Origin of the sequence: Roseateles puraquae (assembly GCF_002205845.1) — a bacterium.
Classification (GTDB): Bacteria; Pseudomonadota; Gammaproteobacteria; order Burkholderiales; family Burkholderiaceae_C; genus Pelomonas; species Pelomonas puraquae.
Genome location: NZ_NISI01000006.1, coordinates 165,322 through 190,937, shown reverse-complemented (window position 1 = coordinate 190,937; position 25,616 = coordinate 165,322). Strand labels below are relative to the sequence as shown.

Sequence of the window (25,616 nt, the reverse complement as noted above, 5' to 3'; positions counted from 1 at the left end):
CGATCAGGCTCCGTCGTAGGCGAGCTGAAGTGCTGCGAGGTCGATCTTGCCCATCGCCCAGATGGCCTGGAACACCCGCTGCACCCGCGCCGGGTCGGGGTCGTTGATCATGTCGAACCAGGCCGCCGGGATGATCTGCCAGGACACGCCCCAGGCGTCTTCCACCCAGCCGCAGGCCTTCTCGCGGCCACCCCCGGCCTGCAGCTCCGTCCAGAGATGGTCAATCTCGGCCTGGTCGGCGCAGGCCACCGCGAGCGAGAAGGCTTCGGTGAGCTTGAAGTGCGGGCCGCCGTTGAAGGCCGTGAACTGCAGGCCGAGCAGCTCCACCTGCTGCAGCATGATGGTGCCGGCTTCGCCGGGCGAGTTCTCGCCCCAGCGCTGGGTGTGCAGCACGCGGCCCTTGCCGGGGCCGAAGACCTTCAGGTAGTGGGCGACCGCGTCTTCGGCACCGCGCTGATACCAGATGAAGGGGGTGAGCTTGGCTGTGAATTGCATGAGGGTGTCTCCAGGTTCAGCCCTGCGGTGGCATGGCGGTCATGTGCACGAGCTCCCAGATGTGGCCATCCAGGTCTTCAAAGCCGTGGCCGTACATGAAGCCATGGTCCTGCGGTTCGCGGGGTACGGCGGCGCCGGCTGCGCGCGCCTTGGCGACCAGGGCATCGACCTCCTCGCGGCTGTCGCAGCTCAGGCAAACCAACACCTCGGTGGCCGCCTTCGCGTCCACCAACGGCTTGGCCGTGAAGCCGCGGGCGAAGTCTTCCGTCAGCAGCATGGCATACAGGTTGTCGCCCAGCACCAGGCCCGCTGCGACGTCGTTGGTGAACTGTGGGTGGAACTGATAGCCCATGGCCTCGAAGAAGGCCTTGCTCGCGGCGAGGTCCTTGCAGGGCAGGTTGACGTAGATCTGGCGGTGCATGGCACGTCCTTCAGTGGGTTGATTCGGCCAGGGTCTTCAGGCGCTGCAGGGCTTGCGGCCAGGTGTCCTGCAGAAAGGCCAGGAAGCCGTCGTTCCAGGCCTGCAGCTGCACGGCAAGCCGGGTGCCACCGTCGGGCTGCCGGCTGAAGGCATAGGTCTCGTGCGCCGGATGGGTGCGCAGCGGGCTGTCGGCCACAGGTCGGCCGTCCTTGAGTTCGCCCACCAGCCGCAAGGACAGGTGCTCATGCAGCCGGCAGTCGTCCACCACCGCCTCCATGCCGAAGCCCTGCGGGTCGAGAAAGCGCAGGCGCTCACCGGCGGCCCAGCGGCCTTCGAAGTAGGAGCCCTCGGCGAAGGCGCGCGTCCAGTCGCGGTAGGCGAGCGGGTCGAACATGCAGTCCCACACCCGTGCCGGCGCGGCGGCGATGTCGATGCTGAAGTGCAGGTCCATCATGGCCGGGCCTCGGCGAGCTGGCGCAGGTTCTGCAGGCCGGCTTCGAAGTCGCGGCCCACCATGCGGTCCATGTCGATGAACACGCCCATCAGCTTGGACACGAAATTGGCCGGGCCCTGCATCGTCCAGCGCACCTCGGTGGCGCCATCGGCCAGGGGCTGCAGCGCGAACTCGGCCTGGTTGTGTGCCTCGAAGGGTTTGATGAAGTCCAGCTTCATCTGCACGCGGCGGCCGTGCTGCAGCGCGGTGATCTCCAGGCTGCCGCTGCCGACCTCGCGGCTGTCCCAGTCGTAGCGCGAGCCCACGCCGCTGGCCGCGCCGCTGTAGGCGCCCTTGATGAGCGGGTCCTTGCGCTCATACGGGTTCCAGCGATTGAAGGCGCGCAGCTCGCTGACAAGCGGCCACACCTGCTCGGCCGGCGCCTCGATGCGCGCCTGGCGTTCGACGCGGAATTCGTCGGGCCGGGTCGCGGCATAGGCCATCAGGCCCATGACGGCCACGCCTAAGGTGATGAAGATGAGGGAGAGCGTGCTCATGCGGTCCCCCTCAGGCGCGCTGGATTTCCATGTCGCCGCCGGGGCCGAAGTCGGCCTCCTCGTAGAGCCGGCGCACCTCGATCTCGCAGTCGATGCCCACGAAGGGCTTGGGGAAGCGGCTGGCCCAGGCCTGGGCCTCTTCCACCGACCGCACCTGGATCAGCGTGTAACCCGCGATGAGTTCCTTGGCTTCGGCAAACGGCCCGTCGATGCGTTCCATGCGGCCATCGGCGTGATAGCGCTGGCGCCAGCCATCGCGGCTCGGGCGCAGGCCGGCACCGTCCAGCAGCACGCCGGCACGCGCCATCTCCTCGTGGAAGGCGCCCATCTGCTCGAACAGTTCGGCGTACTCGGGCCCGGGCGGGTCACCTCGCTCGCTGGTGGCGGTCGCGCGGACCTGGATCATGAATCGCATGGCATCTCCTCGTGCTCGCGGCAGCGGTTGTGCTGCCTTCCCGAGCACGACGATGGCGCCCGGCGACTTTCGACAGCACTACGGGAAAACACCAGCTTCTCGCCGACAAGCCGGCGCCGCGCCGCCCCTGCGAGGGCGGGGCAGGGGCTCACAGATAGCAGGGGCCCACGCCGCGGATCTCCACCGTCGCCCACTCGGCTGCCGGGCAGCGCTCCGCCCAGGCCAGGGCCACGGCCGGGTCGTCGGTGTCCAGCAGGAAATAGCCGCCGACCATCTCCTTCGACTCCGCGAAGGGCCCGTCCCAGACCTGGGCGCTGCCGTCGCGCTTGGCCAGACGCCGGGCCTCACTGCCGAGTGAATTCACACCGAGCAGCAGGCCTTGTGCTTGCAGTTCACTGGCAAAGTCGAGCATGCGCTTGTACAAGACCTCACCAGCTGCACGGCCACGTTCGGCGCGCTGGCCCAAGGGTTCGACGATCAGCAACATTTGGGGCATGGCGGATTGATCTGCGGCAAGTGAAGGGGCGATTCTGGCCCGGACAAACCCGGTTTTGGGCAAAGTCGAGGGGCTTGTTGCCAGTGGTTGCCCCCTGGGCGCCCGACTTGATTCATAACGCGAAAACTGCGGAGACCATCATGGACAACCTGGCCCACATGGCGATGCTGTCAGTCCGGCGGGTGCCGGAGTTGCTCATCGAGCAGGCGACCTCCGGGCGCGCCGACGTGCTCGGCCATACCGCGGCGACGCTGGTCGGCCAACCGTTGTCGCGGCTGTGCGCGCCCGAGTTGCCTGGGCAGTGCAACGCGCTGCGGCAGCAGATCGAGGCCTTGGGGCCGGGCGAAAGCAGCCGGCTGCTGTGGCCGCTGATGCGCCGCGACGGCAGCACGCGTCCGCATGAGCTGCTGCTGACCGGCGCCGCGCCGGGGGAGCTCATGACCGTCTGCCTGGTCGACCTGGGCGCCATCGCCTTCGCCCAGGCCCTGTCTGACGGCGAAAACGAACTGCTGCAGATGGTCGCCACCGGCCAGCCGCTCAAGGCCGTGCTGAATCGCCTGACGGCCCTCATCGAGGCCCAGTTCGACGGCATGTTCTGCAGCGTCATGTTGCTGGACTCGGACGGTCGGCAAATGCACCCGGGCGCAGGCCCGCGGATGCCGCAGAGCTATCTGCAACTGCTCGACGGACTGTCCATCGGCCCGGGCGTGGGCTCCTGCGGCACGGCCATGGCCGAAGACCGCACGGTCATCGTCGAGGACATCGAAACCGACCCGCTGTGGGCGCCTTACAAGGCGCTGGTGGCGCCGCATGGTTTCAAGGCCTGCTGGTCGGAGCCCATCCATGCGGCCCACCAGGGCGTCATCGGCAGCTTTGCGATGTATTACCGCGAGCAGCGCCGTCCCGGGCCTGACGAGCTGACCGCCTTGCGCGTGGCCAGCAACCTTGCCGGCATCGCCATCGATCAGGCGCGCCGGGAGGACGAGCGCCGCCGCGCCGCCGAGTGGCTGGAAGAGCAGGTGCAGGCCCGCACCGCCGAGCTGCTGCAGGCGCAGCAGGAGCTGGTCAGCAGCCGCAAGCTCGCGGCGCTGGGCCAGTTGCTGGCCGGCATTGCCCACGAGCTCAACACGCCGCTGAGCAATGCGCTGCTGTCGGCCGACGTGATGCGGGAGCACAGCCGTGTGGTGGCCGACAAGCTGGCCAACCACCTGCCGCTGCGCCGCCAGGAGATGACTGACTGGACCACCCAGACCGCCCACGCCGCCCAGCTGGTGGAGCACAACGTGCGCCGTGCGCTCCAGCTCATCAGCCGCTTTCGCCAGCTGACCGAGGACGGCGGTCGCGCCACGCATGCGCGCTTCCTGCTGCGCGAGGTGGCTGAGCAGGCCTGGGCCAGCGTGCAGCACCGCCTGGGTGTGCGACACGTGCAGTTCATCTGCGACCTGCCCGAGTCGCTCGCGATGGACGGCTACCGCGACGTGCTGCGCCAGGTGCTGGAGCAGCTGTTCGAGAACGCCTGCCTGCATGCCTTTGGCGGCAGCGCCGGCCAGGTGCGCATCGGCACCGCCCCGGCGCCGGCCCACCACCTGATGCTGGAGGTGCGCGACAACGGTGGCGGCATGCCGCGCGCGGACCTGGAGCGCGCCTTCGAGCCCTTCTTCACCACGCGCTTCGGCCAGGGCGGCAGCGGCCTCGGCCTGTTCGTCGTGCACAGCCTGGTGGAGAACCTGCTGCATGGGGCCATCCGGCTGGAGAGCCAGCCGGGCAAGGGCACCGTCGCGCGGGTGGAGCTGCCCACCGCCGAGGCCGTGAAGATGGCGGCCTGATCGGCCGCCATCGCGTCAGCGCCGGATCGGTGAGGCGCCACGCCAGGCGGGGTCAGCCCAGCGCTGGAAGGCGCCCATCTGCGCGGGCTCGGCCGCCTGGCGCTCCGTGGCCAGGGTGTCGATCGACACCAGCTCGAAGCTGCGCCGGTATTTGCCCTCCGCGCGCACCTCACGTGCCAGCAGCATCTGCGTGCCGCCCGGCACCCAGCCGGCGAACTCGGCGACGCCGAGCCCGGGCTGGGCTGCCGCCGGGGGCAGCACCTCCACTCGCCAGCCCTCCCGGGTCTTGCGGAACACCCACAGCTCACGCCAGCCGTCCAGCGGCTGCGCCGCCAGCGTCAAGGCACGCCCCTCGCGGTTCATCGTCGCCGAGGCGATGGCGACCTGACCATAACTGCAGCGGCGTGCCACCAGCCGCCCGGCGTCCTTGAGCTCCACACAGCGCTCACCGTCGGCGCCCGCCACCAGGGTGAGCTGCACCGGACCGAAGTCCCGCGCACCCGCGGGGCTGCCGAGCCAGCGGGCTGCGTTCACGCGCATCGCGGCTTCGGCGTAGGCCGGCTGGTCGTCCTCGGTCAGCTCGGTCGGCACGATGCCTGCAAACTCTGCCAAGCCCGGCACCGGCTCGGGCGCCAGGCCGCGCCGCGCGTGCGCAAAGGCCAGGCTCGCGCTCACCGCGGCGCGGCGCATCAGCAGGCGGTTCTTCCAGTGCACGGGCAGCCCGGCGGCGTCCACCTGCGCGAGCACCTGCTGGCGCCACTGGTCGCGCGCTTCAGCCTCGCGGGGTGTGGCGCGCGGGCTCAGGCACTCGGGCCGGGTCAGGGCCAGGGCGGCGCGGGCGCGCTGCTCGGGCGTGCCGCCCACGGCCAGCACGCGGCGGAAGGCTTCGCCCTCATAGCAGACCTGCACGCGGCCTTCGTCGAGCTCGAACTGCTCGAACTTCAGGCCATAGCGCGCCGCCACGTCCAGTTGCGCGGCGAGCTGGCCTTCGCCGGGCCGGGCCGCGGGCAGCGAGGCGCGGTCAGCGATGCGCTCGGCAAACAGGCCCATGGCCTCCAGTGCCTCGGCCCCGCCGGGGCTGGCCAGCTCGGCTGGCGTGGCCGCCTGCACATAGGCGGCGGCCAGACCCAGGCCCAGGCCTTCAGTGCCCCATTGCTGGCGCGCCAGGCGCAACTGCGCCAGCAGCTCGGCGCTGGCGCCGTCACCGCGGGGCAGCAGCAGCACCTGGCTCTTGCGCAGCCAGCCGCCGCGTTCGCGCCGGTAGTCCCACACCTGCCAGTGGTCACCCCGCTCCCCGCGGATCTCCAACGCCTCGCCCCGGCCCATCTGGGCCTGCAGTGAGGCGGTGTCACGTGGGGCGCCGCGCAGCGGCGAGTCCTGCGACACCAGGCCGGCCCGCGGGAAGTCGGGCGCAGCCTGGGCGGTGGTGATGAAGGCCGCGGCCATCGTGGCGGCCAGTGCCATCAACGCAAAGCGACGCATGGCTTACTCCTTCTCCGCGGCCGCTTCCGCCGCGACCGGCTCGGCCTTGGGCGCGGCCTGCACGCCCGCCAGCAGCGCATTGCCGATGAAGCCGCCCGAACCGGGCGGCGCGATGATGACCTGCACCTTGTCAGACAGCTTGTCGGCCATGGCCTTCTGCACCAGCAGCGGATGCTTGGTGAGCAACGCGCCTTCCGTCGCCATCTGGCCGGCGTTGGCGCGGCCGACCTGGGACACGCGGTAGGCCTCGGCATCGGCCAGCTTCTGGCGCGCCGCCGCCTCGGCATCGATCTCGATGCGGCGAGCCTGGGCCTGGCCCTCGGCCTGCTTGATGCGGGCAGCGCTCTCGGCCTGCGCCTCAAGGGCGCGCTGCTCGATCAGCTTTTGCTTGAAGGGCAGCACATGCTTCATGGCCTCCTCCTGCGCCCGGGCGGCAATGATCTGCTCGCGGCCGGCGGCTTCGGCGGCGGTCTCGCGGCGCACCTTGTCGGCCGCGGCCTGCAGCTCGGTCTCCTTGACCCGCTTGTCGGCGATCTCCAGCGTGTAGCGCATGCGCTCGCTGGCCAGGCTGTCGGCCAGCAGGCTGTCCATGCCGCGGCGGTAGTCGGCCGGCAGGTCCACCGAGCCGATCTGCACGCTCTTGAGCAGGATGCCGTCACTGGCCAGGCGGGCGCGCAGCTCGCTTTCCAGCGCGGCGGCGATCTCCGCGCGCTGGCTGGAGAAGATCTCCCGCACCGTGCGCTTGGCCACCTGCTTGTAGACGACGGCCTGCACGGCCGGCGCGATCACCTCGGCTTCAATGTCGTCCGGCAGCTTGCGCGACAGCTCGGGCAGACGCGTGGCGTCCACGCTCCAGCGCACGTTCAGGTCCAGGCCGAGGGACAGGCCTTCGACCGACTGCAGCGGCGCCGGCCCGCCGGCCTTGGCCAGCGCGACTGGGTGATAGCTCTGGTCGCGCAGCGGGAAGAAGCGCACCTCGTGCAAGCCCGGCAGGCGCAGGAAGCTGCCGCTGCGGAACTCGCTCGTGCCGCCACTGAACTGGTTGGTACGCAGTGCGGCCTGGCCGTGGGGCACGGCCAGCAGCGGCGGGTGGGTCACGAGGCCATAGCCGGCCGCCGTCACGGCGGTCAGGGCCAGCAGCGGCGGCAGGGCGCGGCGCAGCGGCAGGCTGCGGGCAGGGTGGGGGGCGGCGGCTTGCTCGCGTCGACGGAAAGCCTGGCGCAGCGAGGCGGCGAGGGACTGGAGGCGGTGCAGCATGGTGCGGTCCTTGGGGGCTGTCGGCGTCGCGGAAGTGAAGGGCGCGATGCACGGTGGCCATGGTGTCCAGGACCGGGGGAAGGGACGAGGGCGGGGGCGGGTGGGTGTCTTCCGCGGCGGCGGAAGGTTTGCTCCGTTGGTGGGCCGGATGGCCTTTGCGCGGAGCTTCGGGCGCTTTTGCTGAGAGCCTTTGGACTCGGTGCACCGTGCCGGGAGTCCGCCCCGGCGGGCGGGTAACTTTCTTCTGCTGCGCCAGAAGAAAGTCACCAAAGAAGAGGCGCTGAACCGCAAGTCGCCTCTGGCCTGCGACGGGCATCGCGCGAAAACAAACGCTCAGAGCCTCAGCCGAGGCGAGCCGCTGCGCTCTCGCTGCTGACCCTATCCAGACCCCGCGTCATCCACCGCTTGTGCGGTCAACGTCGGCTGCACGCCGAACTCACGAGTTGAAAACCAAGCGCCGTCGACGGCGCGTCCAGGCATGTGGCGCATTCACTGGTGAGCCCGGCGTGCAGCCGGCGTTAACGGGCGTGAAGGTGCGATGGATGGCGCTCGTGACAGGGACAGCAGCGAGAGCGCAGCGGGTCGCTTCGGCGCACAAGCCGAGCTTGAGTTTTCGCGCGCGAGCCTTGGCACCAGCCTGATGACTTGCGGTTCAGCGCCTCTCTTTTGGTGACTTTTCTCTGGCGCGACAGAGAAAAGTTACTCGCCCGCCGGGGCGAATTCCCGGCACGGTGCACCGAACGGCAAAGGCTCTAGGCAAAGGCACCCGGAAGATTTCTTCCACGTGAGTCCCAGAGGCCCTGCCCATAATCCGCAGCCACGCCCCGCATCGCCGTCATCGAGGACGACCCCACCACCAGCGCGCAGCTCGCCGGGTGGATTCGCGCCGCCCGCCCTGAACTCAGCGTCGACCAATGGTTTGACCGGGACGCCGCCGAGGCCGCGCTGCGCCGCGAACGCTACGACCTGGTCGTGCTCGACATTGAGCTCGGCCGCGAGCGCAATGCCGGCGTGGCGCTGATCAACGAGATCAACAAGCAGGGCCTGGGCACGCCGGTGCTGGTGGTGTCGGCCATGCCGGCAGCCATCTACCGCAGCATCATGAAGGCGCTGGACGCCTGGGATTACCTGCAGAAGACGACCTTCGACGAAGCCGAGTTCATCGAGACCTTCCTCGACATCCTGCGCACCGCGCGGCTGCGCGAGCCCAAGGGCGGCGCCCGGGCGGCCGATGACAGCCTGCAGCTCGACCCGCTCAAGCAGCGCTCGGCGATGTGGCGCGGCCAGCGGGTCAACCTGCCGCTCACGGCCCAGCGCATCCTCGCCACACTGCACGAGCGGGCTGGCGAGGTGGTGAGCTACGAAGAGCTGTTCGACGTCGTCAAGAGTGGCCGCAACCGCGACAACGTGCGCAAGCACGTGGCGACCATCCGCGATGCCTTCCGCGATGTCGACCCGTCGTTCGACGGCATCGAGAACATCCCGATGCGCGGCTTTCGCTGGACCGCCACCTGAGCACCGCCATGGCGCTGCCCCCATCGAGACAGGCCACGGAGGCACAGAGACACAGAGATGGAGGTGCTGAAGCCGCCTCTGTGTCTCTGTGCCTCTGTGGCTGTGTTCTGACGGGTTGGGCCCGCGCGTGAAGCTCGGTCGCGTCGATCTCACGCTGCCCGACGTGCCCCGCCTGGGGCTCGCGGCGTTTCGCAACCGCATCGTCTTCCACCTGGTGTTCATCGCGTTGGCGGTGGCCACGCTGGCGCTGGCGGTGGCGCTGCTGAACGAGGAGCGCCAGCGCAATGCGCAGCGCTATGAGCAGACCTTCGCCAAGTCGCTGGCCGAGATCGTCGCGCAGCTGCGCCATCCGTCGGGCCAGCTCGCGCTGCTGAACCCCGAGCCGGCGCAGTTGGGCGAGGGCTGGCTGGCCCCGCTGGTGCTGCCGTTCGGGGCCATCGATTTCGACGACGCCAACAAGGCGCGCCGGGCGGTCGAGATGGCGGGCTGCGCGCTGCAATACCCAGGCGGCGCGAGCCTGTGTGCGGCGGTGGGCAGCAATGCCTACGCGGGGGGCTTTGTCTACCTCGTGGCCAGCCTGGACGCGCCGCCGCTGGTCAGCCGCGAGCGGGGCGCGCTGGAGGTGGCTGACGTGCACCGGGTGCACATCCGGCTGCAGCCCGGGGGTGGCCCCGAACAGGACTGGCTGGCGCCAGTCGAGATGCTGGACGCCCAGCGCGGTCAGCTGCCGGGTTTCCTGGTGGACGGGCCTGGCAACACCACGTCGCTGCGCCCCCGGCGGCGACCCGAGCGGGACTTTCGCGGCTGGGTATGGCGCGAGGGACCGTGCCTCACGGCCGCCGAGCCCTGCGCGCGGCGCACGACCGTGTCGATCCGGCTGCCGGTGGAGGCCTTTCGCGAGGCTCTGTTCCGGCCCGGCGGGCCGCAGTGGCCGCCGGCTGACCTCGCCCGCACCGGCGTGCGGCTGTCCTTGTTGGGCCCGGACGGCGTGCCGCTGTTCGACAGCGCCACGGCCGGTGCCCAAGCGCCGCTGAGCCTCAGCCGGCTGGCCGCGGCGCTTTCGCCGGGCGAGACCTTGAAGATCACCCGCGGGGCGCATGTCGTGGCGCTGCTGCAAGGTGCCGAGGAAACCGATGCGCCGGGCTCTCCCTGGCTGATGACCTTGATCCAGCACCTGCCCGCGCCGGCCACGCCGCGCACCTTGGCTGCGCGCGACAGCGTCACCACCCCGGGCGGGCGGTTCGACGTGGCGCTGACTGGCGACCTGCAGGGCCTGGACCGCACGCTCAGTGCCAGCGCGGCCCGCCTGGCCTGGCCGGTCGGCGCGATGCTGGCGGCCCTGGCGCTGGCCTGGCTGATCATCGAGGTGGGGCTGATCCGCCGCGTGGCGGTCCTCACGAAGCGGGCGGCCGCGCTGTCACACCAGATGCAGCAGGCCGGGCAGGCCGAGCTCGGCACCCTGGACGTGGCCGACCTGCGCGGGCGCGACGAGCTGGGCATCCTCGCCGGCGTGCTGTCCGACCTGCTGCAGCAGGCCCGCGACAGCCTGCGCCGCGAGCAGCTGCGGGCCGAGCGCGAGCACGACCAGTGGCATGCGGTGGGCCACGAGATCATGTCGCCGCTGCAGTCGCTGATGCTGCTGCACGGCGCCGACGAAGACCCAAGCCGTCGCTACGTGCAGCGCATGCAGCAGGCCGTCAAGGTGCTGTACGGCCAGGCCTCGCCGAGCGAGGCACTGGCGGCAGCCACGCTGGCGGTGGGGCGGCTGGACCTGGACGCCTTCCTGCGCCAGGTGGCGGCGAATGCGGCCTACGCCGGCATCGCCAGCGTTGCCTACACGGCGGCCCCCGAGCCGGCCTGGGTGCAGGCGGACGAATACCCGCTTGAAGACGCGCTGACCCACGTGCTGACCAACGCCGACCGCCATCGCGTGCCCGGCACTGCCATCCAGCTGACCTTGCGTCTGCAGGGCGAGCTGGCCGTGGTGGAGGTGCACAACCAGGGGCCGCAGATCGACGAGGCGCAGCTCACCCGCATCTTTGACTACGGCGTCAGCACGGCCGACGCCGAAGACGGCCAGCGCCGCGGCCAGGGCCTGTTCGTGGCCAAGACCTATCTGGCCAAGATGGGCGGCAGCATCAGCGCCCGCAACGCGGCGGACGGCGTGGTGTTCGAGATCGCGCTGAGGCGCGGCGGCTGAGGCGCGCCGCGGGTCAGGCCCTGCTCAGCGACTGACGCGCGCCAGCAGCTCGCGCGCGGCCAGCTCCGACTGCAGCGAGGCCTCCAGCGGTGCCCGGCACAGACCGGCATGCGCGTACTGCAGGTTCTCGTACAGCTCCGCGGCAGCCGGGAAGTGGTCGAGCACCGTGGCCAGTGCCGGGTGGGCCTGGTGCTCGCGCAGCTCGGCGCTCAGCTTCTCGACCAGCAGGCGATATTGGTGCGGGTCCACCGTCTGGTGCTCCACGCCTTGCAGCAGGTGGGCGAGCCGGACGAGCGACAGCAGTTCAACGGGAAGGGCAAGCTTGATGACGGACGACATGCAGACACCCGAAAGAGCGGTTCCTGGCAGCAGAGATTGGACCGGCTTGGGGGTTTTCAAGTGAGGGGCTTGTGACGGGCGTCACGGTCCGCACAATGCGCGACTGGTTTCTTCCAGGTGATGGCTATGTCCTTGCTGCCCGACCAGACCTATGCCCTGCTCGCCGCCAGTGGCGGCATCCGCACGCTGCCCGGCGGCGAGGCCTTCTGGGGCCAGCCGCCCGAGGTGCTGGACGGCCTGGGCCGGGATTGGCTGGTGTCGGAGTTCAGCTGCGAGGCGGACTGGGCCAGCTGGGAGATGCACCCCGAAGGTGACGAGTTCGTCTACCTGCTGGAGGGCGACATCGAGTTCCTGCTGGAAGCCGAGGGACGCCGCAGCGCGCAGCGCCTGACGGGCCGGGGTGCCGTCGTCGTACCGCGCGGGGCCTGGCACACCGCCCGGGTGTTCCGGCCCAGCCGCATGCTTTTCATCACCCTGGGGGCGGGCACACAGCACCGCCCCGTCTGACGAATGAGGAGGATCGGGCCGTGGCCCCCGAACTGGACTGTCAGCGCTGTGGCGCCTGCTGCGCCTTTTTTCGTGTGTCTTTCTATTGGGCCGAGGCAGACGATGCCCCCGGCGGCACGGTGCCTGCCGGCTTGACCCGGCAGGTCAACGCCCAGATGCGTTGCATGGCTGGCACCGAGCGCCAGCCCGCTCGCTGTGTCGCGCTCGACGGCGACGAGGGGCGCCGCGTGCGCTGTGCCATCTATGACCGGCGTTCGAGCAGCTGCCAGGAGCTGCAACCCGGTGACGACAAATGCCGGCGGGCGCGTGCCGCCCATGGCCTTGAAACGCCGTCGGGAGAGGTCATCTACCTGCGTCCTGGTGCACAGCCGGCGGTGTCGGCAATCCGATGAAATCTCTTGGCAAACGCGCGGCCGGCGAGCGGCTGGCGCGCATGCGGGCGTCGCCCCGCTATCGCGTCACCGACACGGGCGAGGGCTTCCACAACGTCCACCCCATCGACCCCGGCCTGCGCGACCGCACGGTGCGCCCCTCGGTGACCGAGCTGCTGCGGCCCGCGGGCCGGCGCCTGCCCTCGGCGCCGCTGCCGGCCGTCAACCCGCTGGAGACCTGGGCCCGGCGCCCCGGCAGTGGGCTGCGCGCGACCTGGCTCGGGCATTCGACGGTGCTGATCGAGATCGACGGCCTGCGGGTGCTGACCGACCCGGTCTGGGCTCAGCGCGCGTCGCCGCTGCAGTGGCTCGGCCCGCAGCGCTTCCAGCCCGTGCCGCTGGGGCTGCAGGCGCTGCCGCCGCTGGATGCCGTCGTCATCTCGCATGACCACTATGACCATCTCGACCACGGCACCATCCGCGAGCTGGTGGCGCTGCAGCAGGTGCCCTTCATCACCTCGTTGGGCGTGGGCGCCCACCTGCAGGCCTGGGGCGTGCCGCCGGAGCGCATCGTGGAGCTGGACTGGTGGGAGCACTGGCAGGCCCCTGCGGCCGAGCTGCGCATCCATGCAGCGCCGTCCCAGCATTTCTCGGGCCGCTCGCTGCGGGATCGCAACGCCACGCTGTGGTCATCCCTCGTCATCGAGACGCCGCGGCACCGGGTGTTCTTCAGCGGTGACACCGGGCTGACGCCGGAGTACGCGCGCATCCGCGAGCACTTCGGCGGCTTCGACCTGGTGCTGCTGGAGGTGGGCGCTCATCACCCGTCCTGGGGCGACATCCACCTCGGTCCTGAGAATGCGCTGAAGGCGCTGCAGCTGCTGGGCGGCGGCACCTTGCTGCCCGTGCACTGGGGCACCTTCAGCCTGGCGCTGCACGACTGGGACGAGCCGGCCGAGGTGCTGCTGGCGCAAGGCCCGGTGGCCGGCGCGCAGCTGCTGATGCCGCGCCTGGGCCAGGCCGTGGAGCCGGCGCACGGCGAGCCGGTGCAGCCCTGGTGGCGCGAGACCGACCGCGCGCGCCGACGCGGGCGCGTCGGCCACGCGCCGGCGCCGGGCTGAGCGCTGCGGGTTCAGCGCGTGACGATCGGGAACGTGCCCGGGGCCTTGTCGATCAGGCCGAGGAAGCGGGCCAGGTCGATGCGGCTGCCGCTGATCTGGATCTCGTCAGACATCAGCAGGTCCTTGGCGCCCACCTTGCCGGCCATCATCCGGATGAAGAAGGCATGGGTGAGCTTCATCGTCGCGTGGGCGTCCGCCGCGGGCGAGGCGCGTCGGTGGTGCAGCACCGCGTTCTCGATCCACAGCACATGGCTTTCGGGGCGGTCGGTGAAGACGAGGTTGATGCGGTAGTCCTTGCCCTCGGCGGCCGGGCCGTTCAGGCCGGCGGCCATCGCCTCCAGGAAGCGCTCGGTGGGCGTTTGCTGCAGCATGTCCAGCGCCACTGACCGGTCGATGCCCTGCTGCGGCGGCCCCTGGCGCAGCTCCGCCGCCGCGCTGAGGTAGCTGTTGCGCCAGGTGGCGGCCTCGGCGGCGTAGCCGAGTTGGTCGTAGGTGCGGGCCAGCAGCTGGCGCGCACCGGTGTGGCGGCTGTCGGCCATCACCAGGCGGTTCAGCAGCTCCGCCGCCCAGCGGTAGTCGCCCTCGTCGAAGGCCTGCTGTGCAGCGGCCATCAGCTTGTCGGCGCCACCGGCCAGGGTCACGTAGCGCCGGCCCATCACCTCCGGTGGCAGCGGGTTGAGGTGGGCCGGGTTGCCGTCGTAGGCGCCGAGGTAGAACTGGTAGATGGCCTTGACGTTGTGGCGCACGTCACCGTAATAGCCGCGCGTCGGGAAGAAGGTCTGCAGCGAGGCCGGCAGCTTGACCTGCTCGGCGATCTCGGCGGGCGTCAGGCCGGCGTTGATCAGGCGCACCGTCTGGTCGTGCAGGTATTTGTAGGCATCGCGCTGGCGGGTGATGAAGTCGACGATGCGCTCGCGCCCCCAGACCGGCCAGTTGTGCTGGCCCACGTAGACCTCGGCATCGCCGAGCTGGTCGAGGGCGTCCTGCAGGTAGCCGGCCCAGCGCAGCGCGTCGCGTACCTTGGCACCGCGCACCGGCAGCAGGTTGTGCAGGGTCTGGGCGAGGTTCTCGGCGCCGCCGTAGACCTTGAGCGCCGGGATGGAGAAGGTCATCTCCGCCGGGGCCTCCGCGCCCGGCACGTTGTGGAAGATGAAGCGCACGCCATCGAGCGTGCGTTCCTCCGTGGGCTGGGTGATGAGGTCGTTGGGCGCCAGCAGCCCGACGCGGCCGTAGCCCACGCCCTTGCCCAGGCCGGTGTCCACGCGCCCCTGGACGGTGGCAGGCAGGTTCTTGCCGAACTGGTAGATCGAGCGGCGCGCCATCGCCGTGCCAACCATCAGGTTCTCACTCGTGGCCTCCTCCATGAAGCCGGCGGAGGCGATCACCGGCACCTGGCGGGCCTGCTCGGGCGTCAGCAGGCCGAGCGCGCCGCCGAAATGGTCCACATGGCTGTGGGTGTAGAGCAGCGCAGTGACGGGCTGGTTGCCCAGGTGCTTGCGCGCGAAGGCGATGGCCGCAGCCGCAGTTTCGCGGCAGGTGAGGGCGTCGATGACGATCCAGCCGCTGCGGCCCTGCACGAGCGTCATGTTGCCGATGTCGAAGCCGCGCAGCTGCCACACGCCCTCGACCACCTTGAACAGCCCGATCTGGGCATTGAGCTTGGCCTGCCGCCACAGGCTCGGGTTGACCGTGGGCGGCGCCTCGCCCTGCACGAAGCGGTAGGCGTCGAAGTCCATCAGCACGCGGCCGTCCTCGGCCAGGATCTGCCCATCGGGCCGGGCGATCAGGCCGCGGGCGGCATCGTCGAAGGCCTGCTGCTCGGCCAGCGGCAGGGCCTGTGCCACGGCCGCCTGCGCCTGCAGCGTGGTGGGCGTGACGTCGCCGGTGGCGGCGGGCAGTTCAGCAGGGCGGTTGCAGCCCGCCAGGGTCAGCGCCGCGAGCGCGGCCAGCCAGGTCTTCATGGGGTCCTCCGGAGTGTGGGCGGCCGGCGTGCCGGCTCGGCCCATGTTGCCAGCGGCGGGCTGACGGCCGCAGCCCTCCCGCGCGAGGCCCCTCCCCTGGGCCTCAGGGCTGCAGCAGGAAGGCCAGCGGCACTTCCAGCCGCTGCGCCCAGGCGGTCTCGTTGTGGCCGGTGCCTTCGAAGGTCAGTGCCAGGAAGTTGCGGCCATCCGTGTAGCCGCGCTCGCGGGCCAGGCTGTTGACGATGGACTGGTAGGGCGCGTAGAGCGCGTCGAGCTCGATCGTGCCGTGGTCCTGGTAGAGGCGGTGGGTGGCCGGGTCGGCCAGGTGCTCGCGCAGGAAGTTGAAGGCCGCCAGCGGCAGTGCGGCGTTGGGCTTGAAGATGCCCACCCAGTGGGTGGACAGGCCGGCCGCGCCGCCGAAGACCTCGGGGTAGCGGTTCATCGCATAGACCGAGATCAGGCCGCCCATGCTGGAGCCCATGATGAAGGTGTTGTCGCGGTCGGGCCGGGTGGCGTAGCGCGCGTCGATGGCGGGCTTGAGTTCCTCGACGAGGAAGCGCAGGTAGGCGTCGCTCTGGGGCTTGCCCTGCAGGCCGTCGCGCACCAGGGCCTCGCGGAAGTCCGGCGGCAGCCCCGGCAGGAAGGCTTGCGGCATGTACTCGCTGTGGCGCCACTTGCCGTTGTTCCACACACCCACCACGATGACGTCCCGGATGCGGCCGGCGGCGCGCAGGCGCGTCAGCGCGTCCTGCACGTGCCAGGCCTGCTTGTTCCAGGTGGTGCGCGCATCGAAGAGCATCTGGCCATCGTGCATGTAGAGCACCGCATAGCGCTGGGTGGGCGTGTAGCCGTCGGGCAGCCAGATGTCCACATGGCGCGCATCCACGAACTTGGACGGCAGGTTGGCCCAGCGTTCGATGCGGCCGTGCTGCACGCCGGGCAGGGGCGCGTCGGCAGGCGACTGGGCGAAGGCCGTGACGGTCAGGCTCAGGCCGAGGATGGCCAGCAGCCGGCGGGAGAAGGCAGGCAGATTCATGGGACGCAGGCGTGAAAGCTCACCGCGATTCTTGCAGGCGGCTGTGGTCCACTTCCGGCCAGTTCAGCTGCTGGCGCCCGGGCGCCCTGGTTCTCGTGTCGATGTCCCTGCGAGTCTTCCTTCCTCTGTCCCTGCCCTTGGCCGTGGCCCTGAGCCTGGCCGGCTGCCAGCGCAACGAGAACGTGCCGGCCGCCCTGCCGGCCGCTTCGGCGCCACAGGACACCGGCGCCACCGCGCGCCTGAGCCAGCAGGCCGACGGGCTGCTGGCCCTGCACCGGCAGATCATCGTGCTGATGGACGGCGAGGCCGCACTGCCCGCCGCGCAGCGCCGTGAGGTGCAGGCCCTGGGCCAGCAGCTCTTCCATGAGCTGCTGCAGCGCCAGCAGGCGCTGGCCGAGGCGGCGCTCCAGCCCGCCGCGCTGGAGGCCACCACCGCGCTGCTGACCCGCATCGAGAGCGAGCCGGGCTGGTTCGACGCCGACCGCCTGGCGTTCAAGGAGGTGCTGGAGCAACTGGCCACGGGCCTGAAGGCCTCGCAGACGCTGGACGGCATCAAGCTGGCCCGGCGGGCGCAGGAGGACATCGACACCCTGGCCGAGGTACAGAAGGCCTACGAGCAGGAGCTCAAGGAGGTCTTCGGCGGCTTCGCCAAGCGCGGCATCGAGCTCAAGCGCGAACGCTGGACCGACTACACCGCCAAGCTGCGCGCCCTGCACACCCGCGAGGCCGTCATGAAGCAGCACGGCGCCCAGCTGCCCGCGGCGGCGGACCTCGCACCGGAGGTGCCGGCTTCGGCAGCATCAGGCGCGATGCGCGGCGTGGCCGCCAAGGACCGCGAGGTCTTCGGCGACAAGCTCCCGCCCAAGACCGTGCTGCTGACCTTCGACGACGGCCCGCACCCGCGCTACACCGACGAGATCCTGGACATCCTCAAGCGCTACCAGGCACCCGCCGTGTTCTTCCAGCTGGGGCAGAACCTCGGCAAGGTCGGCGCCGATGGCAAGCCGCTGCCGGGCAACGGCAGTGCGGTGGCCAAGCGTGTGCTGGCCGCAGGGCATCAGCTGGCCAACCACAGCTTCACCCATGGGCTGATGAGCAAGTTCGAGCTGGTCAAGGTGAAGGAAGAGGCCGCGAACACGGAGGCGCTGCTGGACGCGGCGGGTCGCAGCGGTGACGCCCTGTTTCGTTTTCCGTACGGCGCCCGCAACGACGGCGCCTTGAGCACCATCGAGGCGCTGAAGCTGCGCTCGATGATGTGGAACGTCGACTCCCTCGACTGGAGTGACCCCATCCCCAAGAGCATCGCCGCGCGCGTGCTGGCCGAGCTGGAGAAGCAGCAGCGCGGCATCGTGCTCTTCCACGACATCCATGCCCGCACCGTGCAGGCGCTGCCGCTGGTGCTCGACCAGCTCGCCGCCGACGGCTGGCGCTTCGCGAGCTTCAAGGACGGGCAGTTCGTCATCAGCGGCGACCGCCCCGCGCCGCCCCAGCTCGCGGCCGGCGAGCTCTACCGCGAGAGCCATGCGCTGGTCATCGGCATCAATGGCTACAGCGCCTGGCCCAAGCTCGCGCATGCGGTGCGCGATGCGCAGGCCGTGCGCGAGGCGCTGGTCACGCGATTCGGCTTCAAGCCCGACAACGTCACCCTGCTGACCGACGCCGAGGCCACGCGCGCCAACATCCTGAAGGCCATGAACGAGCGCTTCGGCGACGCCAAACGCGTGAAGCGCGACGACCGCGTGTTCGTCTTCTTCGCCGGCCATGGCAGCACCCGCAAGTTGCCCAGCGGCCGCGAGGTGGGCTACATCGTGCCGGTGGACGCGGGCCTGAACGACCTACAGGCCGACGCCATCGCCATGCCGCAGCTGCAGGAGGTGGCCGAGGCCATCACGGCCAAGCACGCCCTGTTCGTCATCGACGCCTGCTACTCGGGCCTGGGCCTGACCCGCGCCGGCAGCGTGGCGGCCGACAGCAACTTCGCCCGCACCAATGCCCGCCGCGTGGGCCGCCAGATGATGACTGCCGGCGGCGCCGACCAGCAGGTGGCCGACGACGGTCCGGGCGGCCACTCCGTCTTCACCTGGACACTGCTGCAGGCCCTGAACGGCAAGGCTGACCTCAACGGCGACGGCCTGATCACCGCGACCGAGCTGGCCGCCTACGTGGCGCCCGCGGTGTCGGCGATTGCGCACCAGACGCCCGCCTTCGGCAGCCTGCCGGGCAGCGAGGGCGGTGAGTTCGTTTTCGAATTGCCCACCGCGCAGGAGCCCGGCCTGAGCGGTGCCGTCGCCCAGCTCGACGACAAGGCCAGCCAGCTGGCGGCCAAGATTGACGAGGCCAGCACCGCCAGCCGCCAGGCCGCTCCTGCCGCCGGCGGCGCCAGCGGCGTGCAGGTGACCATCAAGGGCCTGGACGGCAAAGACCAGGCCCTGGCCGCCACCACCGCCCGTGTGGACCCCGGCGCCCGCGTGGCCGCCCAGCGCGCCAACGACCGCGGCCTGCAGCTCTACCGCGAGCGCCGCTACGACGAGGCCGAAGCCGCCTTCAAGGAAGCGCTGCAACTGCAGCCGAAGTTCGCGCTGGCCGCCAACAACCTGGGCTTCGTGCTCTACCGTCGGTCCAAGTTCGCCGAGGCCGCAGGCTGGTTCGAGAAGGCCGTGGAGATGGATGCCAGCCGGTCGCTTGCCTGGCTCAACCTGGGCGACGCCCGCCTGCAGGCCGGCGACGACGCCAAGGCCATGGCCGCGTACAAGACCTTCCTGGCGCTGGCGCCCAAGCATGCGCGGGCGGCGGAGCTGCAGGCCTGGATCGCCGCGCCTTCAGACGGCACCCGGCCCAGGGCCCTGTAGGACAGGCCTGAGGACTGCGCGCCGGCGCCTACACTCGGGGCTCCCGTCGCGTTCTGCTCAACGGCGCGACCTCGGTGGCTGGACACCGGCGCCCTCGCATCGCGCCTCACGCCAGGCCGGCTCCCGCCGGCCGGCACGGTCGTCAACCACCCTCAAGCGGCGAGCGCCCTCCGGCCCCTCTCAACGTCTGTCGAGGCGGCCACCCTCCCTGGTGCCCCGGCTCGCCCGCCCGACAGGCGTGCTGCATGCGCAGCGCCCGAAGCAGGCCCCGCACAGGCACCGCCACCGCCCACCGGGCACGCTTCCTGCAAGGCAGGTGCTTGTCCTCACGCACGTCCGGAGTTCCCGATGAACGCTTCCACCAAGCCCCGTACTGTCCGCAAGCTGTCGCTGCCTGCCACCCCGTCGCCGGTCTCTCGCCGCGACACCCTGCGCGACAGGCTGCTCGCCACGGTCGACCTTCTCAAGCGTCGCCGCGCGGCCGAGATCGACGAGGGTTTTATCGAGGACTATGTCGCCCTGCACTGGATGGAGTGGCATGGCGGTTCGCTGCGCCTGACGACCACCGGCGAGAACGTCTGCAAGCATCTCGCTTCGATGCTGGGGCGCGCCTCGCCCCAGCCGTCGCACTGAGCACGGCGCCTTGACTGCCGCTGCCGCACCCATCGACCCTCTGCTGCTGGCCACGGCGCGCATCGGCACCTTTGTCGGCAAGATCGGCCTGACGAATGCGACGGGATTCTTTTTCCGGCGCGGCGGGCGGCTCTACCTGGTCAGCAGCCGGCACGTCTTCATCGACGAACCCAGCGGCCACCACCCCGACCGCCTGGAGATCGAGATCCACCCCGACGCCGACAACCTGGCCGATTCCATCGGCCTGTCGGTGTTGCTCTACCGGGAGGGCCTGGCCAACTGGCGCCAGGGCCGCGACGAGGGCAGCGAGATCGACGTCGGCGTGTTGGAGATCGACCCCGCCGCCCTGCCGGCTGATGTGGCGATGGCGGCCTTCACGCCCGAGCACTTGCCCGGCCCCGGGGACGATATTGGCTTGGGCGAGCCGCTGCTCATCCCCGGCTTCCCGCTGGGGTTTCACGACGGGCTGCATCACGTGCCCGTGGTGCGGCAAGGCAGCGTGGCCTCGCCCTATGGTTGGCGGTTCCAGGGCCGGGGCTGCTTCCTGACGGACGCGCGCACGCACCGCGGTATCAGTGGTGCGCCCGTGGTGATGCGGGCGCCCGGGCGCGGCGCTCTGCCCTGGCTGCTGGCAGGCATCCATTCCTCGCGCCTGGACATGGGGAACCGGGACCAGGGCGTCGACGAGTCGCTCGGCTTGAACGCCGCCTGGTACCCCGACATCCTGATGACGCTGACCGAGCCCACCGCGCCCGCGGTGCCGCCGGGCGAGGCGGCGCCTGACGCGGCCTGTGTTCCACTTCCGGCGTGAATTCAGAAGTCTCTCCGCTCTCCAGCCCCAAGCCGGCCCGCCCGCCTGCGCCGGCCTTCCCCCTCCCCCAGCCTCGTCACGCCTCCCGACTGCCTGCCGGCCTCGCGCCGGAGGACTGGGCCCGCATCCGCCAGGCGGCTTATGCGCTGCCGCAGGTGCTGGTGCCGGCCGACCTGGATGACGGCAGCGACGACGCACTGGACCGCCTGGGCGCCATCCAGATCGCCAAGGCGGCCGGCGGCGGGCGGCCCAGCCGCTGGATCCTGCCGCAGCACATCCCGGTCGCGCTGGCGCAGCTCGATGCGACACCGCTGGCCAACACCCTGCGCGCCCTGATGCAGCAGCGCCTGCACCAGCTCGAAAGCCTGGGGCTGCGTCGCGAAGGCCTGGTGTTCACGCGGTTGTGCATCCACCCGATCACGCTGGCGCATGAGGCCTGGCGCATCGACCTCTCGCACCGGGTGCCCGTGCCCGAGGCGCCGGTCTGGGCCTTCTTCCGCGATGGCGACCAGGCCGCGCTGCGTCATGCGCTTGGCCAGGCACCGGCGTATTCCTATCAGGCCGAGCTGGCCCTGCACCTGAACCACCTCGTGGCCCGCAGCGAGGCCCTGGCCGACAGCGCCCAGCTCGCCTCACTGCTGCCGCGCCTGCAGGCCGAGTGCGGCGTGCCCATGCCCTTCGACGACCTGAAGGCGGCGCTCACCCGGGCGCAGGACCGCTGGGAACAGCAGGTGGAGGAGCAGAGCACGCTGGCCAGCCTCGGCCGCGAGCTGGCCTTCCAGGGCTACCCCGACAGCTTCGACGCCGCGCGCAAGCTCGGCCGCAAGGTCACGCTCTACCTGGGGCCGCCCAACAGCGGCAAGACGCATGCGGCCTTCGAGCGGCTGGCGCAGGCGCTGGACGGGGCGTACCTGGCGCCGCTGCGCCTGCTGGCGCTGGAGGGCCGGGACCGGCTGGTCGGCCGGGGCGTGCCCTGCTCGCTGTTGACCGGCGAGGAGAGCGTGCCGGCCGACAACGCCCGGGTCGTCTCCAGCACCATCGAGATGGTCAACACCCGCGACGTGGTGGACGTGGCCGTCATCGACGAGGCGCAGATGATCTTCGACGACTCGCGCGGCTGGGCCTGGACCCAGGCCATCGTCGGCGTGCCGGCGCGCGAGCTCATCATCATCGGCTCGGCCTACGCCGCGCCCGCGATCGAGCGGCTGCTGCAGCTGTGCGGCGAGAAGCCCGAGCGGCGCCTGTTCGAGCGCAAGCAGCATGTGCAGCTGATGCCGGCGCCCGTGCCGATGACACAGCTGCAGGCGGGCGACGCGGTCGTGGCCTTCAGCCGCCGCGACGTGCTGATGCTGCGCGACCAGATCGCCCAGAACGGCCATGCGGTGAGCGTCATCTACGGCGCGCTGCCGCCCGAGGTGCGCCGCCGCGAGGCCGAGCGCTTCGCGGTGGGCGCGAGCGACATCCTGGTGGCGACCGATGCCATCGGCATGGGCCTGAACCTGCCCATCCGCCGCGTGCTGTTCTCCACGCTGACCAAGTTCGACGGCGTGGGTGACCGCGAACTCAGCGTCAGCGAGGTGCACCAGATCGCGGGCCGCGCGGGCCGGTACGGCATGCACGATGAGGGCTTCGTCAGCGTGCTCAAGGAGGCCGAGGCGGACGCGATGAAGACGCTGCGCCAGCTGCTGCCCAAGGAGCCCCGCGCCCCGCGCGACTTCAAGGCGCCGGTGGCCCCCAACTGGCGGCATGTGGAGACCATCTCGCGCCGCCTGGGCGTGAACAAGCTCTACGCGGTGCTCAACATCTTCATGCAGCAGCTGCGCCTGGACGACGCCCACTTCGCCGTGGCCGAGCTGGAGCAGATGCTCGAACTGGCGGAAGTGCTGGACCGCAACGCCATCGCGCTCCCGCTGCAGGAGCGCTTTCGCTACGCCCAGGCGCCGGTGGACTCGCGCCTGCCGATGCTGGTGGACCAGTTCCACGGCTGGGCGCAGAACCACGCCCGCACCGGCAAGGCCGGCGAGCCGCACTTCCTGGACGAATACGACCAGCACGGGCGCCTGGACCGCATGGAGCAGGCGCTGCGCATCTGCACGCTGTGGCTGTGGCTGGACCTGCGCTTCCCGGGCGTGTTCGGCTACGTGGAAGAGGTCATCGACCTGCGAGCGCGGCTGAACGACGGCATCGAGCGGCAGTTGAAGGGCAAGAAGGCGCTGTGGCAGCGCCGCGGGCGGTGAGCAAAAGTTAGCAAATCCGCTAACATGCGCGCATGGCGTTCGAGATCAGTTACTTTCACGCTCGGGTGCTCGAAGAGATCGAGTCCTGGCCCGTGGATGTGCTGGCCGACTATGCCCGTTTGGTTGAGTTGTTGATCCTGCACGGTCCGAGCCTTCGCTTGCCGCACTCACGTGCGTTCGGGGACGGCCTGTTCGAGTTGCGGCCCAGAGGGCGGGAGGGTATCGGGCGCGCTTTCTACTGCCTTCTCGTGGGCAAGCGCATCGTGGTGCTGCACGCATTCATCAAGAAGTCGCAGCAAACGCCGGACAGTGAACTGAAGCTGGCGCGCAAGCGCCTGAAGGAGTTGCAGCGTGGCTGAGCTGAAATACAAACCTGTGGCGCACGACCACAACGCGTTCCTGGACAAGGCCAAACAGCGGGCCGGCTTCGATGAGGCCTATGAGGCCTTGGAGCTCGAATACACGCTGGCCAGCCAGATGCTCAAGGCGCGAACCAAGGCGGGACTTACCCAGGACGCGGTCGCGGAGCGCATGGGCACGACCAAGAGTGCGGTCTCTCGACTGGAAGCCGCGGGTCGCCACGCACCTTCCCTAGCCACTTTGAAAAGGTACGCTGCTGCGGTCGGTTGCGACCTTCAGGTCAAGCTGGTGGCCCGCAAGTCCGCTTGAGGGCCTGGGCCGGTGCCGGTCGCGCTGGCTAGCCCCAGCATCCACGGTGATGCAACCGATGGCGCCGTGGCAGTGACTTGCCGAGCACAAGCCTGTCGAGGTTTACGTCTTTTCGTTTGCATGCATGGTCTTGCATCCGCGGAAGAAAGCCTCCGCCGTCACGCTGTTGTGCTCCGGGCTGAATCAACAGAATCGGCGGCCTATCCCTTCGTGAGGTGCCGCCATGACCCCAGCTGTCCGTCACCCGGCGCGTGAGGCCCGGCGCCTGCGGGTGCCCTTCGCCGCGGCCTTCGGGCTCTGGCTGTGTGCACAAGCCGCCATGGCGGGGGCGCGCCCGCCGCCTGCGCAGCCCCTGCAGAACGGTGTGAACCGGGTGGCGCTGCTGGCGGGCGCACCCGCCGGGATGGCGGTGCTGGCGCACCGTGAAAACTTCAATGCGCATGGCTTCGACGTGCTGACGATCTATCAGCCGATGCCCTCGGCTCGCGGCGAGCCAGCCAGCTGGCAAATCGTGCCGGCGTTCGACGCTCAGGGCGAGCACCTCACGCTGGCGGCATCGGGCGGTGCCGATTGCCTGCTGCGCGATTTCCGCTTGCTGCAGCCCGTGGGGCGTTCCGGCGCAACGCTGATCATTGCGGAGCGGGCCCTCGGCGACAGCTACGCGAGTCCGGCGCCGGTGACCTTCCGCTTCTATCGCCTGCAGCGCAACGACGCGGGCGAGGTCGGGCGGCCGGGGCTGTACTTCGAGTTCGACCATGAGCAGACCTCGGCCCAGCCCCATTGCGACGTGGGTGAGGCCTTCGATCATGAACTCGGGCTGAAGGACTATCGCCGGAAGTAGGGCAGGCCATCCCGGCCCGCGCCGACCGGCGGCACCGCAGCCTTAGGCTCGAACCACCCCCAGCGCCATCAAGTCCCGCGCCGACTTCAGGATGGCCTCGCGGGGCGGCCGTGGCGCCCAGCCGAGGACCTCGCGGGCATGCGTTGAGTCTTGGTGGCGCGCGGTCCCGAGTTCGCTCGCGGCGGCGCGTACGGTGGGGCTGATGCGCGCTAGCAGCCGCACGCTCCAGTCAGGCAGCTGCAGCGTCGGCACGCGGCGGGCATCGTCACCGAGTTCCTCGCGCAGCACGGTGGCGATGTCGCGCAGCCAGGTGAAGCCCGCGCAGGCGATGAAGCGCTCGCCGGCCATGCCCGGGGCGGTCAGCGCCCGCCAATGCAGCTCGGCCACGTCGCGCACGTCGACGATGCCGAAGCCGATGCGCGGCAGCGCCGGGATGCGGCCCTGCAGCAGGCTCTGCACGATGACGACACTGGCCGAATAGTCGGCACTCGCCACCGGCCCCAGCACGACGGAGGGGTTCACGGTGCAGAACTCGATGCCGCCGCCTTCGCGCGCCACCCAGTCGCGCGCGGCGCGCTCGGCCACGGTCTTGGATTGCACGTAGGGCGGCACGTCGGGTGCGTCCAGATTCGTCCAGTCGCCCTCGGTGAAGTGGTGGTCACCCGGCCCGTGGCCGTAGGCGATGGCGGCGACGGAGGAGGTCATCACCACGCGCTGCGCGCCGGCATCGCGCGCCGCCTTCAGCGCGCGCAATGCACCGTCGCGGGCGGGCACGATGAGCTCGTTGGCATCCCGCGGCACGCCCGTGGGCAGCGGCGAGGCCACATGCGCGACATGCGTGCAGCCGCGGGCGGCCTCGGCCCAACCGGCATCGGCCATCAGGTCGGCGGCGAAGCAGTGCAGCTGATCCTTCTTGACGCCACGCGAGGCGCCCAGGGTTTTGCGCAAGGCGGCTTCGCGCGCGAGGTCGCGCACGGTGGTGTGCACCTGCCAGCCTTCGGCCAGCAGCTGGCGGATCAGCACGCCAGCGATGTAGCCGGTGCCGCCGGTGACGAGGATGCGAGGTGAGGTCATGTGAAGCATTGTGTTCGCCCGCGTGAAGAAGCATGACCGACGGCACCGGGGCGATTGCGCATTGCCAGGC

At 70.4% G+C, this 25,616-nt stretch carries 25 protein-coding genes; 13 read left to right on the top strand and 12 right to left on the bottom strand.

Annotated features, from left to right (window positions below; translation table 11 throughout):
• Positions 1 to 3: 3 nt before the first annotated feature.
• The 6 genes from CDO81_RS15935 to CDO81_RS15910 all read right to left on the bottom strand — a co-directional run bounded on the left by CDO81_RS15935 (position 4) and on the right by CDO81_RS15910 (position 2,817).
• Positions 4 to 495: a VOC family protein gene (locus CDO81_RS15935; RefSeq protein ID WP_088484215.1), complete on the bottom strand. Its 492-nt coding sequence runs from the start codon at positions 493 to 495 to the stop codon at positions 4 to 6.
• A 16-nt stretch (positions 496 to 511) separates the two neighbouring features.
• Positions 512 to 916 carry a VOC family protein gene (locus tag CDO81_RS15930; RefSeq protein WP_088484214.1) on the bottom strand — a complete coding sequence of 135 codons (405 nt, stop codon included), beginning with the start codon at positions 914 to 916 and terminating at the stop codon, positions 512 to 514.
• Between the two features lie 10 nt (positions 917 to 926).
• A complete protein-coding gene (locus tag CDO81_RS15925; RefSeq protein ID WP_088484213.1) occupies positions 927 to 1,370 on the bottom strand; it encodes an SRPBCC domain-containing protein in 444 nt (147 codons plus the stop codon).
• Positions 1,367 to 1,906: an SRPBCC family protein gene (locus CDO81_RS15920; protein WP_088484212.1), complete on the bottom strand. Its 540-nt coding sequence runs from the start codon at positions 1,904 to 1,906 to the stop codon at positions 1,367 to 1,369. Before CDO81_RS15920 ends, CDO81_RS15925 begins: the two co-directional genes overlap by 4 nt.
• A 10-nt stretch (positions 1,907 to 1,916) precedes the next feature.
• Positions 1,917 to 2,321: a YciI family protein gene (locus tag CDO81_RS15915; protein WP_088484211.1), complete on the bottom strand. Its 405-nt coding sequence runs from the start codon at positions 2,319 to 2,321 to the stop codon at positions 1,917 to 1,919.
• A 148-nt stretch (positions 2,322 to 2,469) separates the two neighbouring features.
• Positions 2,470 to 2,817: a YciI family protein gene (locus tag CDO81_RS15910; protein WP_088484210.1), complete on the bottom strand. Its 348-nt coding sequence runs from the start codon at positions 2,815 to 2,817 to the stop codon at positions 2,470 to 2,472.
• A gap of 140 nt (positions 2,818 to 2,957) precedes the next feature.
• Between CDO81_RS15910 and CDO81_RS15905 the strand changes: the two genes are divergently transcribed.
• Complete coding sequence (locus tag CDO81_RS15905) at positions 2,958 to 4,643, top strand: GAF domain-containing sensor histidine kinase (protein ID WP_088484209.1); 1,686 nt, start codon at positions 2,958 to 2,960, stop codon at positions 4,641 to 4,643.
• 15 nt (positions 4,644 to 4,658) lie between these two features.
• Here the strand turns inward: CDO81_RS15905 and CDO81_RS15900 are convergent, their stop codons facing one another.
• Together CDO81_RS15900 and CDO81_RS15895 are read right to left on the bottom strand one after the other, a co-directional pair.
• A complete protein-coding gene (locus CDO81_RS15900; RefSeq protein ID WP_241517032.1) occupies positions 4,659 to 6,125 on the bottom strand; it encodes a hypothetical protein in 1,467 nt (488 codons plus the stop codon).
• A 3-nt stretch (positions 6,126 to 6,128) separates the two neighbouring features.
• Positions 6,129 to 7,382 carry an SPFH domain-containing protein gene (locus CDO81_RS15895; protein ID WP_088484208.1) on the bottom strand — a complete coding sequence of 418 codons (1,254 nt, stop codon included), beginning with the start codon at positions 7,380 to 7,382 and terminating at the stop codon, positions 6,129 to 6,131.
• An 828-nt stretch (positions 7,383 to 8,210) separates the two neighbouring features.
• Between CDO81_RS15895 and CDO81_RS15890 the strand changes: the two genes are divergently transcribed.
• Complete coding sequence (locus CDO81_RS15890; protein ID WP_088484207.1) at positions 8,211 to 8,897, top strand: response regulator transcription factor; 687 nt, start codon at positions 8,211 to 8,213, stop codon at positions 8,895 to 8,897.
• A 127-nt stretch (positions 8,898 to 9,024) separates the two neighbouring features.
• Positions 9,025 to 11,097 (top strand): sensor histidine kinase, encoded by a 2,073-nt coding sequence (locus tag CDO81_RS15885; protein WP_241517031.1) that lies wholly within the window; start codon positions 9,025 to 9,027, stop codon positions 11,095 to 11,097.
• Positions 11,098 to 11,121: 24 nt separating this feature from the next.
• Here the strand turns inward: CDO81_RS15885 and CDO81_RS15880 are convergent, their stop codons facing one another.
• Entirely contained in the window at positions 11,122 to 11,436 is a 315-nt protein-coding gene (locus CDO81_RS15880) for a hypothetical protein (protein ID WP_241517030.1), read from the bottom strand.
• A gap of 126 nt (positions 11,437 to 11,562) precedes the next feature.
• On the opposite strand from CDO81_RS15880, the gene CDO81_RS15875 reads away from it, so the two are divergent.
• The 3 genes from CDO81_RS15875 to CDO81_RS15865 are packed head-to-tail and all read left to right on the top strand — an operon-like array spanning position 11,563 to position 13,435.
• Entirely contained in the window at positions 11,563 to 11,943 is a 381-nt protein-coding gene (locus CDO81_RS15875; protein WP_088484206.1) for a cupin domain-containing protein, read from the top strand.
• Positions 11,944 to 11,963: 20 nt separating this feature from the next.
• The gene (locus tag CDO81_RS15870) at positions 11,964 to 12,335 is read left to right on the top strand and encodes a YkgJ family cysteine cluster protein (protein WP_088484205.1); all 372 of its coding nucleotides are present in this window, start codon (positions 11,964 to 11,966) and stop codon (positions 12,333 to 12,335) included.
• The gene (locus CDO81_RS15865; protein ID WP_088484204.1) at positions 12,332 to 13,435 is read left to right on the top strand and encodes an MBL fold metallo-hydrolase; all 1,104 of its coding nucleotides are present in this window, start codon (positions 12,332 to 12,334) and stop codon (positions 13,433 to 13,435) included. The genes CDO81_RS15870 and CDO81_RS15865 overlap by 4 nt, the downstream gene beginning before the upstream one ends.
• 11 nt (positions 13,436 to 13,446) lie before the next feature.
• Here CDO81_RS15865 and CDO81_RS15860 read toward each other — a convergent pair whose 3' ends face one another.
• A complete protein-coding gene (locus tag CDO81_RS15860; protein ID WP_088484203.1) occupies positions 13,447 to 15,396 on the bottom strand; it encodes an alkyl/aryl-sulfatase in 1,950 nt (649 codons plus the stop codon).
• Between the two features lie 103 nt (positions 15,397 to 15,499).
• Positions 15,500 to 16,432 carry an alpha/beta hydrolase gene (locus tag CDO81_RS15855; RefSeq protein WP_088484202.1) on the bottom strand — a complete coding sequence of 311 codons (933 nt, stop codon included), beginning with the start codon at positions 16,430 to 16,432 and terminating at the stop codon, positions 15,500 to 15,502.
• A 101-nt stretch (positions 16,433 to 16,533) separates the two neighbouring features.
• Here CDO81_RS15855 and CDO81_RS15850 point away from each other — a divergent pair, with 101 nt between their 5' ends.
• The 7 genes from CDO81_RS15850 (at position 16,534) to CDO81_RS15820 (ending at position 24,472) form a co-directional block, all read left to right on the top strand.
• Positions 16,534 to 19,281, top strand: a complete 2,748-nt coding sequence (locus CDO81_RS15850) for a polysaccharide deacetylase family protein (protein ID WP_088484201.1) — start codon at positions 16,534 to 16,536, stop codon at positions 19,279 to 19,281.
• A 348-nt stretch (positions 19,282 to 19,629) separates the two neighbouring features.
• The gene (locus tag CDO81_RS15845) at positions 19,630 to 19,914 is read left to right on the top strand and encodes a hypothetical protein (protein WP_088484200.1); all 285 of its coding nucleotides are present in this window, start codon (positions 19,630 to 19,632) and stop codon (positions 19,912 to 19,914) included.
• Positions 19,915 to 19,924: 10 nt separating this feature from the next.
• Positions 19,925 to 20,725 carry a trypsin-like peptidase domain-containing protein gene (locus CDO81_RS15840; protein WP_193466508.1) on the top strand — a complete coding sequence of 267 codons (801 nt, stop codon included), beginning with the start codon at positions 19,925 to 19,927 and terminating at the stop codon, positions 20,723 to 20,725.
• Positions 20,722 to 22,962, top strand: a complete 2,241-nt coding sequence (locus CDO81_RS15835; protein WP_088484199.1) for a helicase-related protein — start codon at positions 20,722 to 20,724, stop codon at positions 22,960 to 22,962. The genes CDO81_RS15840 and CDO81_RS15835 overlap by 4 nt, the downstream gene beginning before the upstream one ends.
• Positions 22,963 to 22,994: 32 nt before the next feature.
• Positions 22,995 to 23,321 (top strand): type II toxin-antitoxin system RelE/ParE family toxin, encoded by a 327-nt coding sequence (locus tag CDO81_RS15830; protein ID WP_088484198.1) that lies wholly within the window; start codon positions 22,995 to 22,997, stop codon positions 23,319 to 23,321.
• Positions 23,314 to 23,631, top strand: coding sequence for a helix-turn-helix domain-containing protein (locus CDO81_RS28485; protein ID WP_088484197.1), 318 nt, complete (start codon positions 23,314 to 23,316; stop codon positions 23,629 to 23,631). The genes CDO81_RS15830 and CDO81_RS28485 overlap by 8 nt, the downstream gene beginning before the upstream one ends.
• A gap of 223 nt (positions 23,632 to 23,854) precedes the next feature.
• Positions 23,855 to 24,472, top strand: coding sequence for a hypothetical protein (locus CDO81_RS15820; protein WP_088484196.1), 618 nt, complete (start codon positions 23,855 to 23,857; stop codon positions 24,470 to 24,472).
• Between the two features lie 42 nt (positions 24,473 to 24,514).
• On the opposite strand, the gene CDO81_RS15815 is transcribed toward CDO81_RS15820, so the two are convergent.
• Positions 24,515 to 25,546 carry an NAD-dependent epimerase/dehydratase family protein gene (locus CDO81_RS15815; RefSeq protein WP_088484195.1) on the bottom strand — a complete coding sequence of 344 codons (1,032 nt, stop codon included), beginning with the start codon at positions 25,544 to 25,546 and terminating at the stop codon, positions 24,515 to 24,517.
• Positions 25,547 to 25,616: the final 70 nt, after the last annotated feature.